Source organism: Erwinia sp. MYb416, assembly GCF_037479575.1.
In the GTDB taxonomy this organism is placed as follows: Bacteria; Pseudomonadota; Gammaproteobacteria; order Enterobacterales; family Enterobacteriaceae; genus Erwinia; species Erwinia rhapontici.
Map to the genome: position 1 here is coordinate 1,564,470 of NZ_JBBGYT010000438.1, position 17,549 is coordinate 1,582,018.

Below are 17,549 nucleotides of genomic sequence, written 5' to 3' on the forward strand. Positions count from 1 at the left end.
ATCGTAACCTGGTGTATGTCAGACTACCGCCGCGCTTTTTAACCGCAAAACGGCTAATCAGCGTCAATAATATTCATATGTTTGTGCTCAAGGAGACAGAAATGGCTGCGAACCGCGTTGAAAAAGACTCAATGGGACCGATTGATGTACCTGCCGACAAACTCTGGGGGGCGCAAACGCAGCGTTCTCTGGAACATTTCCGTATCTCCACGGAGAAAATGCCTGCTGAACTGGTGTATGCGCTGGCGCTGACTAAGCGTGCGGCGGCAAAAGTGAACAATGACCTCGGTCTGTTACCGGATGACCGCGCGGGCGCGATCATCAAGGCGGCTGATGAAGTGCTGGCCGACAAGCATCAGGGTGAGTTCCCGCTGGCTATCTGGCAGACCGGCTCGGGTACACAAACCAATATGAATATGAACGAGGTGCTGGCGAACCGGGCCAGCGAGATCCTCGGTGGCGAACGCGGCATGTCACGCCTTGTGCATCCCAATGATGATGTGAACAAGAGCCAGAGTTCCAACGATGTCTTCCCAACCGCGATGCATGTGGCGGCGGTGGTGGCCGTGCAGGAACACCTGATCCCTGAGCTGAAAGTGCTGCAACAGACGCTGCATGAAAAAGCTGAAGCTTATAAAGACATTGTCAAAATTGGTCGTACTCACTTGCAGGATGCCACACCGCTGACGCTGGGCCAGGAGATCTCCGGTTGGGTGGCGATGTTAAGCCACAGCCTGAAGCATATTGAACAGAGCATTCCACATGTTGCCGAGCTGGCACTGGGTGGTACAGCGGTCGGTACCGGGCTGAATACTCACCCTGAATATGCCGTGCGCGTTGCCCAGGAGCTTGCTGAGCTGACTAAACAGCCTTTTGTCACCGCGCCGAACAAGTTCGAAGCCTTAGCCACCTGTGATTCGCTGGTTCATGCCCATGGTGCGCTAAAAGGCCTGGCGGCATCACTGATGAAAATCGCCAACGACGTGCGCTGGTTATCATCCGGCCCGCGCTGTGGAATCGGTGAAATCGCTATCCCGGAAAACGAGCCGGGTAGCTCCATCATGCCGGGTAAAGTGAACCCGACGCAGTGTGAAGCCATGACCATGCTGTGTTGTCAGGTGATGGGCAATGATGTGGCGGTAAACATCGGTGGCGCATCCGGTAACTTCGAGCTGAACGTTTACCGTCCGATGGTGATCCATAACTTCCTGCAATCTGTTCGTCTGCTGGCGGATGGGATGGACAGCTTTAATCACCACTGCGCTATCGGTATTGAGCCAAACCGCGATCGTATTACTCAATTGCTGAATGAATCTCTGATGCTGGTGACCGCGCTGAATACGCATATTGGCTACGATAAAGCGGCTGAAATTGCCAAGAAAGCGCATAAAGAAGGGCTGACCTTGAAAGGGTCTGCGCTAAAGCTGGGTTATTTGACGGAAGAAGAGTTTGATGCCTGGGTGCGTCCGGAAGAGATGGTCGGTAGCATGAAGGTGTAAGTTGTTGCCAAAAACCAGGTCTTAGACCTGGTTTTTTTATGCCTGCACCAGACGATCGGTATAAAGATGCAAGCGAGGGATCAGTAAATAGAGCGGCTGAGCATCAGGTTTGTAACGATGGGTCACGTTAGCGGCATCATAATTCAGCAGCTCTCCCAGTTTTGGCACGCTATTGGCGTCCGGGCACAGTACCAGCAGCGGAGAAGGGCAGGCCAGCTGGGTTTGTTTTCGATCGCTGCTGCTCCAGACGCGGGCAATCGGTTGTACTTTCACCGGGCGTTTAATTTTAAATGCCGCGCCTGCAGGCAGTGATTTTACCGCTTCAATTTCGCCCTGGACGCGTTCTGCCCATTGCTCACGTGTCCAGGGGGCCACGGCACGTCCGGCCTTCAGGCTTTTTTCCAGCGTTGCCAGCATCTCATCAGGACTGATATTTTTAATAATATGCTTATTCGCCCAGCCAAAGCGCACGGAATCGGGCGCTTCAAGCAGCGTCAGCGAACGGTAAGCGTTCAGGGTAATCAACCCGCGCAGATGACGGTGGACAAACTCGAACCGCTCCTCGCTCGGCAGGCCCGATTCCACGGTAATAATCTGCTCCAGCCGTTGTTTCAGTTGATTGATTGAGGCGACCTGCTGGTGGAGCAGGGCAGATTGCGTATTATCGGCTTCCAGGCACACCGCACCAGGAAGACGCACCGCCGCCTTAGTGCTCAGTTTTTCTGACTGGTGCTGCATAAACAGACGCGCAAAATGCGTCAGGGAGCGCTGCAGGGCGGCCTGACCAGTCAACTGCTCAACCTTAACCTGCGTCAGCGGGTCGTGCTCCTTACCTTTTTCCACCTCTGGCAGTTCAAACACCCTGGCGGTCAGCAGACGCATACTCAGGATCTGCTGCTGTAATACCTCCAGTTCCTGCTCGAGATCGGCCACACAGCGGTGAAGCTGCTCAACAGTATCGTAATGACGCATGACACCTCCATTAGTTACAACATACTAATGACTATAGCAGTCGAAAACAGAGATGAACATCAACAACGGTGTTTTTTGCGTCGGGCAGGGGAAAATGGTGCCATTGATCAGAGGGATTCATTTTTTGTAGGGGCGGACCTTCTTTTTCGGTCCGCCTGTGACAACACATTGTGCCCGGAAGTTAGAGTTTTCGTCCGTGTAGACGGCTTCCTACCAGTAACGCCAGCACCAGCATGGCAGCAATAAACGCTGTAATTCCGTACCAGCCAAAATGATGCCAGAACACACCGCCGAGCGTACCGGCAACGCTTGACCCCAGATAATAACTGAACAGGTATAGCGATGATGCCTGGCCTTTAGCGCGGCGCGCACGATGGCCAATCCAGCCGCTGGCAACGGCATGTGCAGCAAAAAATCCGGCGGTAAACAACATCATACCTGGCAGAATAAACCAGATATTGCTGGCGAGAGTGATCAGAAGACCGCTCAGCATCAGTGCGGTGGAGAACAGCAGCACCGGTGCGCGTCCATATTTTGCCGTCATCGCACCCGCTTTAGGCGAACTCCATGACCCCGTGAGATAGACCACCGACAGCAGGCCGACAATCGCCTGATTCATTGAATAAGGCGGCGAAAGCAGACGGTAGCCGATGTAGTTAAACAGGGTGACAAAGGCCCCCATCAACAGAAAACCTTCGGCAAACAACAGCGGCAAACCGTTATCGCGCCAGTGCAGCCGGAAGTTAATCATCAGACTACGCGGTTTAAGCGAAGCAGGGCGGAAATGGCGCGAGGCAGGCAGAATTTTCCAGAACATCAGCGCAGCGGCCAGTGCACAGCAGCCGATGGCCATCACGGCAATGCGCCAGCTGCTGAAATCGGTGATCACCCCGCTGAGTAAACGGCCGCTCATACCGCCAATCGAGTTCCCGCTTATATACAACCCCATTGAAAACGCCACCATACTGGGATGAATTTCTTCACTCAGGTAAGTCATCCCCACGGCCGCAACACCGCTCAGCGACAGGCCGGTCAGCGCACGCATCAGTAAAATCCCGTGCCAGCTGGTCATGCTCGCGGACAGCAGGGTACAAATTGCGGCCAGCATCAGCGCGGTCACCATCACCGATTTACGCCCGATGGCATCGGATAACGGACCGGTTACCAGCAGCCCAAGCGCCAGCATCCCGGTGGAAATCGACAGGGAAATGCTGCTGGTCGCCGGAGAAACGCCAAACTCCTGCGACAGAACCGGAAGGATCGGCTGTACGCAATAGAGCAGGGCAAACGTCGCCAGCCCGGCTGAAAATAGCGCCAGCGTGACGCGCATAAATTGAGGAGTACCACGTTTGATATAGAGATTTTTATCGACAGCAGGTGAGTCGGTGATGGCAAGAGATGCACGGTCAGCAGAATACGGCGGTCTGACGGCATGGGATGAGCGGTTCACAACAGATCCTTAGAGATATTCAGGGAGTTCACGTTGTAAAGGGTAAGAAAGTCAGATTATGATGTCTAATATATTAATAATCTCGAATGATACTTTTAACATATGAATATCGAGTTGCGTCACCTGCGTTACTTTATCGCCGTGGCAGAAGAGCTACATTTTGGCCGTGCGGCACTGCGCCTGAATATTTCCCAGCCGCCGCTCAGCCAGCAAATTCAGATCCTCGAGCATGAAATAGGCGCACGCCTTTTCGCCCGTACCAACCGCAGCGTCCAACTGACGGCGGCCGGGCAGCAGTTCCTGCAGGATGCTCGTCTGGTACTGCAACAGGTCGATCAGGCTGCCGACAAAGCTGCGCGCCTGCATCGCGGTGACGAAGGCGAAATACGTATTGGTTTTACGTCATCCGCCCCGTTTATCACCGTCGTATCAGACGCATTGTTCACCTTTCGTCAGCGCTTCCCGGCGGTCCATATCCAGATGCAGGAGATCAATACCCGCCAGCAACTGGCGCCGCTGGGTGACGGGCGGCTTGATTTAGGCGTGATGCGCAATACCCTTCTGCCGGAAACCCTCGATCATCAGCTGCTGCTTCGTGAACCCATGTATGCGCTGGTGCATCGTGCCCATCGCCTGGCAGGCAGGCCGCAAATTGCACTGAGCGATTTGGCGCAGGAGCCCTTTGTCTTCTTTGACCCGCAGGTGGGAACAGCGCTGTACGGTGAAATTCTGGGGTTACTTGGCCGTTACGATATTCAACCTAATATTGCTCAGGAAGTGGGGGAAGCAATGACGATTATCGGCCTGGTGTCTACCGGACTGGGCGTCTCTATTCTTCCGGCATCTTTCCGACGCGTGCGCCTGAGCGATGTGGTGTGGATCCCGCTGGTGGAGCAGGACGCGCGTTCGGAAGTGTGGCTGGTGTGGTCGAAGCAACGTGAGATTCCTGCCGTGGTTGCCGCGATGATGACGTTGTTATTGCCGAAATGATCTGGCAATCGCGGAAAACATGAGCGTTCAGCAACGGTTTATGTGCGGCAAATCACATATCGAATCAAATATTTGACGCCATCTGATAAGTGTTTCACCATGAGCGAAATGCTTTATTTTGAAGCGTGAAAATAACAGACAGCAGCGCCTTTTAAGACAGGTGATAAGTGGGAGTGGGGTGTGATTGCGGATAGTCAGCCTGGTCATATTGACCAGATTAAACAGACTAATGCCGGAGCGGTGTACCGACTGATTGATCGGTTTGGTCCCATCTCGCGTATAGAGCTGTCCAAAAAAGCGCAACTGGCCCCGGCCAGCATCACGAAAATTGTGCGTGAAATGTTGGAAGCGCATCTGGTGCAGGAAACGGAATTTCAGGACCCAGGCAGTCGTGGTCGTCCGGCTGTCGGACTGGTGCTGGACACCCAGGCCTGGCACTTCCTGTCTGCCCGTATCGGTAATGGCGAAATCACCCTCGCGCTGCGCGATCTCAGCAGCAAAATGGTCGTTGAAGAGCAATTCCCCCTTCCCGCAGAGGCCGATTTGCCGTTGTTGACGCGTATCGTCCAGCAAGTCGACCAGTTCTTTATTCACCACCAGCACAAACTCGAGCGTCTGACGGCCATTGCCATCACACTGCCGGGCATCATGAACAGCCAGTCAGGTATTGTTCACCGCATGCCGTTTTACGAGGTTGATGATATGCCGCTGGGGCCGGTTCTTGCCGAGCGCACCGGATTGCCAGTGTATATTCAGCATGATATCTGCGCCTGGACGATGGCAGAATCGCTGTTTGGTGCTTCACGTGATGCCAGCGATGTGCTTCAGGTGGTGATTGATCACCATGTGGGCGCCGGGGTGATTACCGGTGGGCGCTTGCTGCACGGTGGTAGCAGTTCGCTGGTTGAAATCGGTCATACCCAGGTCGATCCCTGGGGAAAACGCTGCTATTGCGGGAATAATGGCTGCCTGGAAACCGTGGCCAGCATCGACAATATGCTTGAGCTGGCAGCGCAGCGCATGCAGGCGTCGATGAGCTCGGTCCTGCATAATCAGCCGTTGACCATTGATGCACTGTGTGAGGCGGCGCTGGCGGGCGATCATATTGCCTGCGATGTCATTACCGGCGTTGGTAACAGCGTAGGGCGCATTCTCGCCATCATGGTCAATCTTTTCCATCCACAAAAAATCCTGATTGGTTCCCCGCTTAATCAGGCGCAACGGATTCTCTTCCCTGCCATCGTTAACTGTATTCGCCAGCAGGCATTACCGCGCTACAGTGCCGATCTTAAGGTAGAACCTACTGAGTTTGTGAATCTTGGCACCATGCCGGGTGCCGCACTGGTGAAGGATGCGCTCTACAACGGATCCTTATTAATCAAACTGCTACAAGGCTGATAAATTCACTAAACATTGCGCTAACGCAATCCCCGACATCCGGCACTACCCTACAATTTTCGTTCATTCATCATGTTCGAAAATTATCAATGAGGCCAGACAGTGCCTGTCGGAGTCATCCCATGTTAAAACGTTTATTTGTCACCGGCACAGATACGGAAGTCGGTAAAACCGTGGTGTCGCGCGCGTTATTACAAAAGCTGGCAACGGGCAGTAAACAGGCCGTAGGATATAAACCCGTCGCGAAAAGTAGCCAGCAAACGGAAGAAGGGCCACGTAATAAAGATGCTCTGGTTCTACAGGCATCCTCCTCAGTGCAGTTGCCTTACCATGCCATTAACCCGGTCACCTTACTGGAAGATGAGATCAGCACCAGTTGCACGCCCATCAGCTATGCCGCGCTCAGTAGCGGCCTGCAAGCGTTGGATCAGCATGCGGACTATATCGTGGTGGAAGGGACGGGCGGCTGGCGTAGCCTGATGAATGATCTGCGCCCGTTGTCTGACTGGGCAGTGCAGGAGCAGCTTCCGGTCGTACTGGTGGTAGGCATCAAACTGGGTTGCATCAGCCACGCTTTGCTAACCGCGCAGGCGGTGATCAACGATGGATTGCCGCTGTTGGGCTGGGTAGCGAACCGCATCAATCCGGGGCTGGCACATTACGCGGAAATCATTGATGTGCTGCGCGATAAAATCCCGGCACCGCTGCTGGGCGAACTACCGTATCTACCACGAGCGGAGAGTCGCGATCTGGCGCATTATTTGGATTTGACTGCGCTGAATTTGTAACAATCACCTCCTTGTACTGGCCAAAGTCGCTGCTTATTCGGCCGTTTTTCGGACGGTCGGATAAGCTCAGGCATGGTGTAATACTGCAAACATATAGCCTGAGTATGCGACGTAAATGCCCCCTGGATGCTCATTCCCCTCTTGTTTTATCCTCCCTTTCTGTCCTTCAGGCTTCAGTGTCAAATGCGTCTGAATGACAAATTTATAAACAAATCATTTTTTTTGTAAATTTAGTTAAATAAATGTGATTAATGTCACGATTTTGTTATTAAATTGTGAAGGATAACTGGTATTTCTTTGCTCCAATCAACGCTAATGATAAGTATTGTTACTATATTATTCTGCTGGTGACGTTAGTTTTCCTCGAAGTCGCGGCACGTTCACCAGGACTGATGACGGTACCGGCTTATCAACGCTGGGAAGGCGTCAATATGTATGACTTGGAGTTGCTGATCCAGTGTGGTATGCCTGCTTCCGATATTGCATTACCGCACAGTCAGCACCGGTCACGCCCCTCCTTCTTTGTCGTCTACCCGAAAATTTCCGGTAGCATCAATGCCCTGAACACCCCTGAAACAGAGGCTGAGATTGACATTGACTGGCAGGTCACGGCGGGGCAGGAGGTCAGCGATACCACCACGAATATTGATTATGCGGCGCGATTTTTTGTCACCTGTAATAACGTCGATGAGGCAAAGCGTACGTTTGAATACCTCACTCGGGAATTTAAAGCCGTTGACTATGCATAAAAGCGACGTGACCTTAAGAAAGGAAAAAGTGCCACTTTTCCGTCCTTTCCGACACCGGACTTTTCGCCATCTGTGTGTGGCGAACTTTATGGCGAATATCGGTAGCTGGATGCAGATTTTTGCCACGGGTTGGCTGGTCGCCTCGCAAACCCGGGACCTCCTTCTCTGGGCTCTCTGCTTTTCCTGCTGGCGGGACCTTCCATCCTCTATTTCACTCATGCACTTTGTCTGGCATCTCTGGTGATGATTTATATCTGGATGCAGCGAAGAGACCACCAGGCCGTGTCGCAAAAGCGACAGAGCTATAGCGCCCTGCTGGCCGAAGGCATGAAGGTGAGTGCCGGTAATCAACATTTTAGCAGTATTTTGTTTACGACGGTCATCGTGTTTTTTTCTGTTTCAACGTTTCAGGCTTTGTTACCTGCCTATGTCAGTCTGGCATTAAACGAAGACAGCCACGCGCTGGGACTATTGATGAGCGGATTTGGCTGCGGCGCAGTGATTTCAGCGTTTGCATTGCCCACGCTAAGAAGCGTGTTTGAGCGACACCAGCTTCTGGGAGGGGCTGCTCTGATTTACGGTATTTCTCTGCTGGTGTTTTCCGCTACTTTACCGATGGTTGCGCTGGTGCCAGTGGCGGTAGTGGGAGGTTTTTCATGGGCGGCGATTGTCTCGACGTTTAACTCAGCGGCGCAGTCTGTCTTTGGCGTATCCGTCCGGGCGAGGGCGTTGTCGGTGTACAGCATGTGCTTTTACGGTGCGCTGACGCTGGGCAGCCTGACCTGGGGAAAAGTTTCCGGGCTTCTGACTATCCGCAGTGCTTTTCTGATGTATGGGCTGCGCGTAAAACCGCGGACGAAAATACGGGTCATAATCTGGCCTCCGATTTAACCGATAAGAGATAAAACGTGTCTGAACAGATGACGATATCACCGGCACTGGCGGAACAGGTGTTGGAAAAACTCGCCTTCAGCTATTTTCCTGCGGTGACAGAAGCAGGACTGGCTGCCCTTTATCAGGCGTGGTGCAGGAAAGTGCCTTTTGACAATATCCGCAAGCGCATCGACGCCTGCAGTGAACAGCGTCGCCCTTTGCCTGGCGCAACGGCAACGGATTTTTTTGATCACTGGCTCAGATTAGGTACCGGCGGCACCTGCTGGGCAGGGCATGGTGCGCTTTACCATGCTCTCTCAACGGACATCACTTGCGGGTTCTCCGGGTCACGGTACCTTGCTGATTAACCTGGAACAGGGCAGCTTTATTGTCGATGCCACCATGCTGCATGGTGAGCCACTTCCTCTCAGAGAGTGGTACTCAACCGATCCATTGTGGGGGACGCAGGTGCATCGCAGTGACGGTTACTGGTGCGTCAACTGGAAACCGTTGGGACGCCCCCGACTGGATTGTCGCCTCCTTGAGCGAAATGCCCCGACCAGTGAGTATCCGCGCCGTCATGAGATGAGCAGGCACAACAGCCGCTTTGATGGCGCACTGCTGATCCGTCTCGCCGAGCCTGAGGCGATTATTGGCATTGTGAAGGGTGAACAGGTGGTCAGAAATGCCACCGGCACTGAAACCAAAATGACGCTTTCAAATGAAGAACAGCGTAAGCTGCTGATAGAACAATTTGGCATTGCTGAAGAGATCGCCGTCATGCTCCCGGATAATCTTGTCGAAACACATTGAGTATAATGGGGGGACCGTTTACCCCCCATTTTCTCTGTTCGTTAAGCCGGGTTCAGTATCCGCCGCGTACGCCCTGAACTGAGGTAATCTGCAATATAATCCTGCGAAATCTCCCCGCTGTAACGACCCTCTTCATCGACAATCGGCATCCATACCATATTGTGTTCGTACAGTTTCGACAGCACCACGCGCAGGTTCTCTTCAGCCCGTCCCGTCACCGTAAAGTGGTGCAACAGGTCAGCACACTGACCGCTGGCACCACGCGCCTCACGGCGCTTCACAAAGCCCAGTGGTTTACCGTCCTCGTCCACCACGGTAATCGAGCGCAGATCGTTATCATCCATGATGCCGAATGCATCAGACAGCGGCGTGGATTTACGCACGGTGAGGGTCGGTTGCTGGTCGGTCACATCACCGGCCTGCACCAGAAGCAGACGTTTTAACGTGCGGTCCTGGCCGACAAAGGAGCCGACAAACTCATTGGCGGGTTTCGCCAGCAGCTCGTCCGGGCTGGCACACTGCACGATTTTACCCTGGCCAAACACGGCAATACGGTCACCCAGCTTCAGCGCCTCATCAATATCATGACTGACCAGCATCACGGTTTTTTTCAACTGACGCTGCATATCCAGAAACTCATTCTGAATCACTTCACGGTTGATCGGGTCGACCGCACCGAAGGGTTCATCCATCAGCAGCACCGGAGGATCCGCCGCCAGCGCACGGATAACGCCAATACGCTGCTGCTGTCCGCCGGACATCTCACGCGGATAACGATGCAGGAATTTCTTCGCATCCAGCGCCATCATGCTCATCAAATCGCTGGCGCGTTCTTTACAACGCTGCTTGTCCCAGCCCAGCATCCGCGGCACCACGGTAATGTTCTCTTCGATGGTCATATTCGGGAACAGACCAATCTGCTGAATGACATAGCCAATATTACGGCGTAACGTCACGGTATCCAGCCCGCTGGTGTCTTCTCCGTTGATCAGGATCTTACCGCTGCTGGCAGGGATCAAACGGTTAATCATTTTCAGCGTGGTGGTTTTGCCGCAGCCGGAAGGGCCGAGCAGCACGCACATTTCACCCTCCGGGACGTTCAGGCTGACATTGTCCACCGCATTCACGCTGGAGCCATTTTTCTGTTTGAAGGTTTTGGTGAGATTTTCCAGTTTTATCATTATCGGATCCCCTTAGGTGTCAGTGCGACCTGCAAACGGTGCAGCAGCCAGTCAAGAACGACGGCCAGTAAACAAATCATCAGTGCGCCAGCAACCAGCATGCGGACGTCACTTCCGCTAATACCATCCAGCAGCAGCAGGCCCAGACCGCCAGCACCAATCACGGCCGCGATAGCCATCACGCCAACATTCATCACAACGGCGGTACGAATACCGCCAAAAATCACCGGTAACGCCATCGGAATTTCTACCCAGCGCAGACGTTGCCAGAAGGTCATGCCAATACCTCGTCCCGCCTCGCGCAGCCCGCCGGGCAGATTCTCCAGCGCAGTGTGGGTGTTGCGCACAATCGGCAGCAGGGAGTAGAGAAACACTGCCGTGACGGCGGGCAGCACACCAATACCCTGACCGATCAGCGAAAACAGTGGGATCATCAGACCAAACAGGGCGATAGAGGGAATGGTCAGTACAATGGTGGCCAGACCGAGTACCGGGGTGGCCAGCCACTTAAAACGCACAATCAGAATACCGACGGGGACGCCAATTACGATAGCGAAACCCACAGCCAGCGCCACCAGCCACAGATGCTGGAAGGTGAGGCTCGCCAGGTAACCGCTGTTGTCCATGATGTAATGAATCGTTTCCACCAGGCCTCCTTAAAGCATGTTATGGGATGTCAGGAAATCATGTGCCACCTGTTGCGGCGACTGATGATCGATATCCACACGTTTGTTCATTTCAGTAATCGCCTCATCGGTGATTAACGGCGACAGCTTATTCAGTGCGGCATCCAGACCCGGATGGTCCTTCAGCGCTTTTGCCGTGACCACGGGCGTTACGGCGTAGCTGGGGAAAAATCCTTTATCATCTTTCAGTACTTTCAGGTCGAAGCCTTTTACGCGGCCATCGGTGGTGTACACCAGCCCGGCATCGACAAAACCGTCGCGAATGGCGTTATACAGCAGCCCCGGATCCATCTGGCGGATCTGCGGACGATCCAGCGGCATGTTGTAGGCTTTTTGCAACGGTTTCAGGCCATCTGAGCGCCCGGCGAATTCCAGATCCAGTCCCAGCATCCAGTTGTTATCCGGGTCGGTTTGACGCACGTGCTCCAGCTTCGCCACCATCTGTGAAATCGTCTCAATATGCTCGGCTTCGGCCCGTTTGGCCGACATGGCAAAAGCATAGGTATTGTTCATCGGTGCCGGGTTAAGCCATACCAGACCCAGCTTCGCATCCAGTTTTTTCACCGTCTGCCAGGTCTCATCGGGTGACATCCGCTGCGTGATATGGTTGAAGATAATCAGTGAGGTCCCGGTGTATTCCCAGGTCATATCAACCTGCTTATTGATCATCGCATTACGACCAATTACCGTGGCAATATTGGTTTTGGGTTCGATCTCGAAGCCCTGTTTGCGCAGATACTGTGTGGTCAGCGCAGACAAAATATGCTGCTCAGTAAAGCTTTTGGTGGTCATCACAATCGGGGCTGCCGTTGCCATACTGCTCAGTGTCAACGAGGCGGCAAGGGCGAGGGTGGCGGTACGTAGCCAGCGGGTCAGTACAGTAGTAGCATCAGCCATCATCCGTTCCTTATTCTTCAGGCAGTGTGTGGGCTGAGGAGACGGCCAAGGCCGGCCAGCAACAGATCGAGGATCAGGGCAAACAGCGCAGTTGCCGCAGCACCCAGGATCAACGTCGGGAAATCATTGAGGTAAATACCGGGAAAAATCAGCTCGCCGTAGCTACTGGCCCCAATCAAACACGCCAGTGGGGCGGTGCCAACGTTGATGGCCATTGCCACGCGGATGCCGGACAGCATCACCGGCATAGCGTTCGGAATTTCCACCTGACGCAGGCGCTGACCTTTGGTCATGCCGATGCCATTGGCAGCCTCAAGCAGGGAGTCCGGCACTGAACACAAGCCGGAATAGGTGTTGCGCACGATGGGCAGAGTGAGGCCAGGAACAGCGCGATGATCGCCGGGCATTACCGACGTTAAAAATCTGCATCACATACTCGGCCCAGCGACGGGCGCCGGGACGGCTGAGAATGATCCCGCTGGGAATACCGATTAACAGGGCAAACAGCATAGACCAGAACACCAGCGTCATGTGTTGTTGCCCGAGGTAGATCAGATCGACGCGTTTCGCCTTAATGGTCTCAATCCCCAGCCCCCAGACCAGCAGGGCGATGATCGCAGCGACAAACAGCGTCGCCAGTAAGGCACGCCGTAACAGCGTGGAATGTGGCATATCAGTGTTCTCCCTGGGGGGCAAATAAGCATTAAAAGTGTTTATCTCGTGGGCGATTATCACTTTACCCGGTAAACTTGCTTTCAAAGCTATAGCATTTGCCAAATTTCTGGCCGAAAATCAGCAGGATACTTTTTCGGCAAAACAGGCGTCAGCCGTTGATAGCGCTGGGAAAATCGTCGATGAAAAAAATTGCATAGAGCACAATCCGAAAACTGTTGTGTGGAATATCATGCACACTTTCAGGACGTGCGACAGAAAGGGGATATATGACGGAACAGACTGCGACACAAGTGACACACCGTCACTGGGTGCTTATCGCCTCAATGCTGGCGATGTTTATGGCCGCCATTGAAGTCACGATTGTTGCCACCGCCATGCCAACGATTATTGCCGAGCTGGGGGGCTTCTCTCAGTTTGGCTGGGTGTTTTCAATCTATCTGCTCACTCAGGCGGTCAGCGTGCCGATCTACGGTCGTCTGGCAGATCTCTGGGGCAGAAAGCGGATGTTTTTTATCGGCACCGGGCTGTTCCTCATCGGGTCGGTGTTATGTGGGTTCGCCACCAATATGGGCTGGTTGATCCTGTTCCGCGCCTTCCAGGGGCTGGGGGCCGGGGCGATTATGCCGCTGACCTCGACGATTATTGCCGATGTCTATCCGCCGAAAGAGCGCGCGGGCGTGCAGGGCTGGCTGTCGAGCGTGTGGGGCATCGCGGCGATTGTCGGGCCGCTGACCGGGGCCTGGCTGGTGCAGCACTTTAACTGGGCGTTGATCTTCTGGGTCAATGTCCCCATTGGCATTGTGTCGATGCTGTTGCTGGCGCGGTTTTTCCCTGAGTCGAAGGAACGTAGCCCGCATCGGCTCAATCTGGCAGGCAGCGCCTGGCTGATGCTGACCGTCAGTGCATTGCTGGTGGCCCTGCTGCAGGCAGAAGCACTTGGCACCCTGTTTGTTGTTGCACTACTGGTCCTGGCCGTGCTGGCGGGTACCGCGCTACTGCGGCATGAGCGTCGGGCCAGCGAACCGCTGTTTCCACTGGCGATCTGGCGCAGTCGCACACTGCTGGCGGGTAACGCGGGAAATCTGCTGATTGGTGCGGCGATGATGGGGATCAGTGCGTTTCTGCCCACCTGGATCCAGGGCGTCAATGGCGGAACGCCACTTCAGGCGGGCAGCGCACTGGCGATGATGTCGATCGGCTGGCCGCTGGCCAGTACGCTCAGCGGGCGTCTGATGCAGCGTACCTCGTACCGGTTTACCGCGTTGCTGGGTTCCGCCTTGCTGATCGCCGGCACCGCATTGTTACTGACGCTGCACCGGGAAAGCCCGGTATGGCACGCCGGGCTATTTGCTTTTGTCATTGGCACCGGCATGGGCATGACCAGCACCACTTTCCTGATCGCGGTACAGAACACGGCCGACTTTGCCATTCGCGGTATTTGCACTGCCTCGATTATGTTCAGCCGTATGCTGGGGTCGGCACTGGGAACAGCGTTAATGGGCGCGGTACTGAATTACAATTTACTGCTGCGTTTGCCTGGCGATAATGATCCGGTACAGCAGGTGATGTCACACGCTCAGCGACAGCAGATTGATGCCCCCAGTCTGGAGATGATGTTGAGTGAAATTGCGCATTCGCTGCACTGGGTGTTTGCGGTCTCGACGGTGATTGCGGTGATGAGCCTGGTGATTGCACGCTTTGTGCCGGCAGAGAAGCCACACTAGCGGTAAGGCAGGGCGGCCCTAAAGGGTCGCCCTAAAGAAGACTACTGCGCAGGGGCATCCTGAGAGGTGCCTGCACTGGCGGGAACACTGCTGTCACCATCGTTGCCCGTGCGTTTGTAGACAATTTTCTGTGTGTCATTTTCGCAATGCCCGACAACCTGTCCTGCAGCCTGATCGGCCTGGTCGTTAGGGACAATATCAAGCGTAAAACCGGAAGCCGGCACGCCATTGTTAATGATTTTCTGATTAATATCGGCTTTGACCGTTTCGCACGACGCCTGAACAGCGAGTGGCATCGCAACAATCAGCCCGGTTAACATCCACTTAAACCCTTTCATCATTTCATCCTTATCTGTGTGAAAATCCCGCTAACTATAGCAGTTAAATCCACTTATGGCGCAACCGGACGGCCGGTGCGACGGTCGAGGCAACGCAGCGTATTGGGTTCCCAATAGGCATTCACATTCAGGCTATGTTCGCAACCGTCACGGGTATCAAACGCACGGTCAGTTTTATCAAACTCTTTCTCCACGCGGGTGTTCACCTTGTTACGCAGGCTACGGGTCGCATCCCACTGCTCTTTCTGTTCGCGTGCCTGCTCGGTCGTGAGGGCATTATCGCCTTCTGAAATAATCAGACGGTCAGTACGCGCCTGAGCGCTGTGCTGAACAGAAAACAACGCGGTCAGCAGCAGCAGTGGGACAGTGGCTTTTGTCAGACGGCTTTTCAGGGTATTCATCATCGGTTCCTTTATATGGGCAGCCACGGCAACGGCGACTGAACAGGTCATGTCATGTAGTATATCACCAGCTTTCAGGCCCTCACCAGTCTGCCTGACACTGCCGTTTACCATTGAGAGAGAAAAGAAAACGTGCTGACCACGACACTGCTATTTTTTGCCACGGCATTAGCCGAAATCATCGGCTGTTTCCTACCCTGGTTGTGGCTGAAGAAAAATGCGTCTGCCTGGCTGTTGCTGCCTGCGGGCGTCAGCCTGATGGTGTTCGTTTGGTTGCTCACGCTGCATCCGGCAGCCAGCGGGCGTGTTTACGCGGCTTACGGCGGGGTTTATGTGGTCACGGCGCTGTTGTGGTTGCGTATTGTCGATGGGGTAAAACTGAGCACCTATGACTGGGTGGGTGCCGCCGTGGCGTTCTGCGGAATGTTGATTATCGTAGCAGGATGGGGACGGGCCTGAAGGCAGGCCCGAACAGCGTTGATTACGCCTTGTGCACGCGCAGGCCCGCCTGGCTCTGACCCACCGGCATCATCTCCAGCGCGCTGATATTGACATGCTTCGGCAGGGTGGCAACCCACCAGACGGCTTCGGTCACATCTTCCGGCGTCAGCGGTTCAGTACCGTCGTACACGCTGCCCGCACGGGTGTCATCACCTTTGAAACGCACGTTGGAAAACTCGGTGCCGCCGACCAGACCGGGTTCGATATCGGTCACGCGTAACGCCGTGCCGTGCAGGTCGGTACGCAGGTTGAAGCTGAACTGGCGTACAAAGGCTTTGGTGGCACCGTAAACATTCCCACCGGGATAAGGCCAGCTTCCGGCGATTGAACCGATGTTGATAATGTGGCCAACATTACGTTCTACCATCGCGGGCAGCAGGGCGCGCGTCATGTACACCAGCCCTTTATTGTTGGTGTCGATCATATCTTCCCAGTCTTCCAGGCTGGCACGCTGCGCAGGCTCAATACCGAGCGCCAGCCCGGCGTTGTTGACCAGAATATCAATGTTGCGCCACTCAGCAGGCAGGCTGGCGATGGCGGCATCAATGCCCGCGCGGTCGCGCACATCCAGTACCAGCGTATAAATACTCTCACCAAACTCCTGTTGTAGGGCGTCGAGACGCTCCTGACGGCGACCGGTCGCAATGACTTTATGGCCCTGGGCGATAAAGCGGCGGGTAATGCTTTGACCAAAACCGGCGGTGGCGCCGGTAACAAATACGATCATCTCACTGTTCCTCAACACATTTTGGATTTTTATCACCTTACCATCTGATGGCCGAGGTGATAAGAAGCGAATTGTTATGATGAATGAGAAAGAATGGATAACACCCCCTGGCAATAAAAACTGCACAAATTTCACGCACCCCCTGGCTGCTTCTATGCATGATCAGAACTGTGGTGAGTTATCGACTTGCACCATCACCACATTAATTTTTGAAACTGAACTAACAGTGACAGTTTCAGCAGGATCACTGCCTTTCCAGCAATATCCCTCCACTGAACAGAAATTTTGCTTAGTGTAGCCAAGAGATGCCAGATAAGCGTTAACCCTACTGGCATCAATTGTATTGTAAAACGTAACCGAATAGACAAGTGATCCGGGACCCGCCACGTTATAAAAATCAAACTCATAGCGGTCAGATATTCTTGGTATTTTTTTCAGGATGTCCGGGGTGTAAAATTCATATTCCCGCTTATCTTGTTCAGTGTAGTGTGCGCAACCCGCCAGCTATATTTTTATCGTTGGCCAGCATAAAAAAACACGCCTGCTATCACAACGATAATGAACAGTGTTGCTTTAAGTGAGCTTTTCATACAATTAAATCCTTCCTCTTGCCATCTTGTATGAAAGAGCCATCCATGGTTGCAATAGCAACGTTTCCTGATTTCCAGTCATTGTAGGGTTTTATGGCCTGCATGAAGATGGTTGCGTAGCACCCCAGCTGAATGATTCTATCTGTATCCATCCCTGATGGCGGGCATCTCTTGACTCCCCTGTGACACCATCAATTTTTAAGAAAATGTCCGTACTCATATCGTTCTCCCTTAGTTATATATTATGTGGACGTATATCTCTGTGTTTCTATAAAAATTGTCACAAGGCATATTGCA

19 protein-coding genes and 2 pseudogenes are annotated in these 17,549 nt (G+C 53.7%); 11 read left to right on the forward strand and 10 right to left on the reverse strand.

Going from position 1 to position 17,549, the window contains the following annotated elements; genetic code table 11:
* The first annotated feature begins 101 nt into the window (after positions 1–101).
* Positions 102–1,499, forward strand: a complete 1,398-nt coding sequence (fumC, locus tag WH277_RS16885; protein WP_159337192.1) for a class II fumarate hydratase — start codon at positions 102–104, stop codon at positions 1,497–1,499.
* A gap of 36 nt (positions 1,500–1,535) precedes the next feature.
* Here the strand turns inward: fumC and tus are convergent, their stop codons facing one another.
* Positions 1,536–2,471, reverse strand: a complete 936-nt coding sequence (gene tus, locus WH277_RS16890; RefSeq protein WP_339505985.1) for a DNA replication terminus site-binding protein — start codon at positions 2,469–2,471, stop codon at positions 1,536–1,538.
* Positions 2,472–2,652: 181 nt separating this feature from the next.
* Positions 2,653–3,861 (reverse strand): MFS transporter, encoded by a 1,209-nt coding sequence (locus tag WH277_RS16895; RefSeq protein WP_339506390.1) that lies wholly within the window; start codon positions 3,859–3,861, stop codon positions 2,653–2,655.
* A 162-nt stretch (positions 3,862–4,023) separates the two neighbouring features.
* On the opposite strand from WH277_RS16895, the gene WH277_RS16900 reads away from it, so the two are divergent.
* The 8 genes from WH277_RS16900 (at position 4,024) to WH277_RS16930 (ending at position 9,532) form a co-directional block, all read left to right on the forward strand.
* Entirely contained in the window at positions 4,024–4,911 is an 888-nt protein-coding gene (locus WH277_RS16900) for a LysR family transcriptional regulator (RefSeq protein WP_133845146.1), read from the forward strand.
* Positions 4,912–5,091: 180 nt separating this feature from the next.
* Positions 5,092–6,309 (forward strand): sugar metabolism global transcriptional regulator Mlc, encoded by a 1,218-nt coding sequence (gene mlc / locus WH277_RS16905; protein ID WP_133845144.1) that lies wholly within the window; start codon positions 5,092–5,094, stop codon positions 6,307–6,309.
* 122 nt (positions 6,310–6,431) lie between these two features.
* Positions 6,432–7,097, forward strand: a complete 666-nt coding sequence (bioD, locus tag WH277_RS16910) for a dethiobiotin synthase (RefSeq protein WP_133845142.1) — start codon at positions 6,432–6,434, stop codon at positions 7,095–7,097.
* 275 nt (positions 7,098–7,372) lie between these two features.
* On the forward strand, positions 7,373–7,846 hold the full coding sequence (locus WH277_RS16915) for a hypothetical protein (RefSeq protein WP_339505986.1): 474 nt from the start codon (positions 7,373–7,375) through the stop codon (positions 7,844–7,846).
* Entirely contained in the window at positions 7,839–8,090 is a 252-nt protein-coding gene (locus WH277_RS28725; protein ID WP_445235323.1) for an MFS transporter, read from the forward strand. The genes WH277_RS16915 and WH277_RS28725 overlap by 8 nt, the downstream gene beginning before the upstream one ends.
* Positions 7,976–8,737, forward strand: a complete 762-nt coding sequence (locus WH277_RS16920) for an MFS transporter (protein WP_339505987.1) — start codon at positions 7,976–7,978, stop codon at positions 8,735–8,737. The genes WH277_RS28725 and WH277_RS16920 overlap by 115 nt, the downstream gene beginning before the upstream one ends.
* Positions 8,738–8,799: 62 nt before the next feature.
* Positions 8,800–9,087, forward strand: a complete 288-nt coding sequence (locus WH277_RS16925; protein ID WP_339505988.1) for a hypothetical protein — start codon at positions 8,800–8,802, stop codon at positions 9,085–9,087.
* Positions 9,077–9,532, forward strand: a complete 456-nt coding sequence (locus tag WH277_RS16930) for a hypothetical protein (protein ID WP_339505989.1) — start codon at positions 9,077–9,079, stop codon at positions 9,530–9,532. The genes WH277_RS16925 and WH277_RS16930 overlap by 11 nt, the downstream gene beginning before the upstream one ends.
* Positions 9,533–9,573: 41 nt before the next feature.
* On the opposite strand, the gene osmV is transcribed toward WH277_RS16930, so the two are convergent.
* The 4 genes and pseudogenes from osmV to WH277_RS16950 all read right to left on the reverse strand — a co-directional run bounded on the left by osmV (position 9,574) and on the right by WH277_RS16950 (position 12,968).
* Positions 9,574–10,713 carry an osmoprotectant ABC transporter ATP-binding protein OsmV gene (gene osmV, locus WH277_RS16935; protein ID WP_339505990.1) on the reverse strand — a complete coding sequence of 380 codons (1,140 nt, stop codon included), beginning with the start codon at positions 10,711–10,713 and terminating at the stop codon, positions 9,574–9,576.
* Positions 10,713–11,360 carry an osmoprotectant ABC transporter permease OsmW gene (gene osmW, locus WH277_RS16940; RefSeq protein WP_159337188.1) on the reverse strand — a complete coding sequence of 216 codons (648 nt, stop codon included), beginning with the start codon at positions 11,358–11,360 and terminating at the stop codon, positions 10,713–10,715. The genes osmV and osmW overlap by 1 nt, the downstream gene beginning before the upstream one ends.
* A gap of 9 nt (positions 11,361–11,369) precedes the next feature.
* Positions 11,370–12,296, reverse strand: coding sequence for a glycine betaine ABC transporter substrate-binding protein (locus WH277_RS16945; protein WP_339506392.1), 927 nt, complete (start codon positions 12,294–12,296; stop codon positions 11,370–11,372).
* Between the two features lie 17 nt (positions 12,297–12,313).
* A pseudogene (locus WH277_RS16950) lies at positions 12,314–12,968 on the reverse strand (ABC transporter permease).
* Between the two features lie 269 nt (positions 12,969–13,237).
* Between WH277_RS16950 and WH277_RS16955 the strand changes: the two are divergent.
* Positions 13,238–14,695, forward strand: coding sequence for an MDR family MFS transporter (locus WH277_RS16955; protein WP_339505991.1), 1,458 nt, complete (start codon positions 13,238–13,240; stop codon positions 14,693–14,695).
* A gap of 41 nt (positions 14,696–14,736) precedes the next feature.
* Here the strand turns inward: WH277_RS16955 and WH277_RS16960 are convergent, their stop codons facing one another.
* Entirely contained in the window at positions 14,737–15,036 is a 300-nt protein-coding gene (locus tag WH277_RS16960; RefSeq protein ID WP_374760119.1) for a DUF1161 domain-containing protein, read from the reverse strand.
* A gap of 50 nt (positions 15,037–15,086) precedes the next feature.
* On the reverse strand, positions 15,087–15,434 hold the full coding sequence (locus tag WH277_RS16965; protein ID WP_133845451.1) for a DUF1283 family protein: 348 nt from the start codon (positions 15,432–15,434) through the stop codon (positions 15,087–15,089).
* 132 nt (positions 15,435–15,566) lie between these two features.
* On the opposite strand from WH277_RS16965, the gene WH277_RS16970 reads away from it, so the two are divergent.
* Positions 15,567–15,893: a YnfA family protein gene (locus WH277_RS16970; protein WP_133845126.1), complete on the forward strand. Its 327-nt coding sequence runs from the start codon at positions 15,567–15,569 to the stop codon at positions 15,891–15,893.
* Between the two features lie 22 nt (positions 15,894–15,915).
* On the opposite strand, the gene ydfG is transcribed toward WH277_RS16970, so the two are convergent.
* Positions 15,916–16,662 (reverse strand): bifunctional NADP-dependent 3-hydroxy acid dehydrogenase/3-hydroxypropionate dehydrogenase YdfG, encoded by a 747-nt coding sequence (ydfG, locus tag WH277_RS16975; RefSeq protein WP_133845124.1) that lies wholly within the window; start codon positions 16,660–16,662, stop codon positions 15,916–15,918.
* 693 nt (positions 16,663–17,355) lie between these two features.
* Positions 17,356–17,472, reverse strand: a pseudogene (locus tag WH277_RS16980) (type VI secretion system tube protein Hcp); the annotation flags it as partial.
* Between the last annotated feature and the right edge of the window lie 77 nt (positions 17,473–17,549).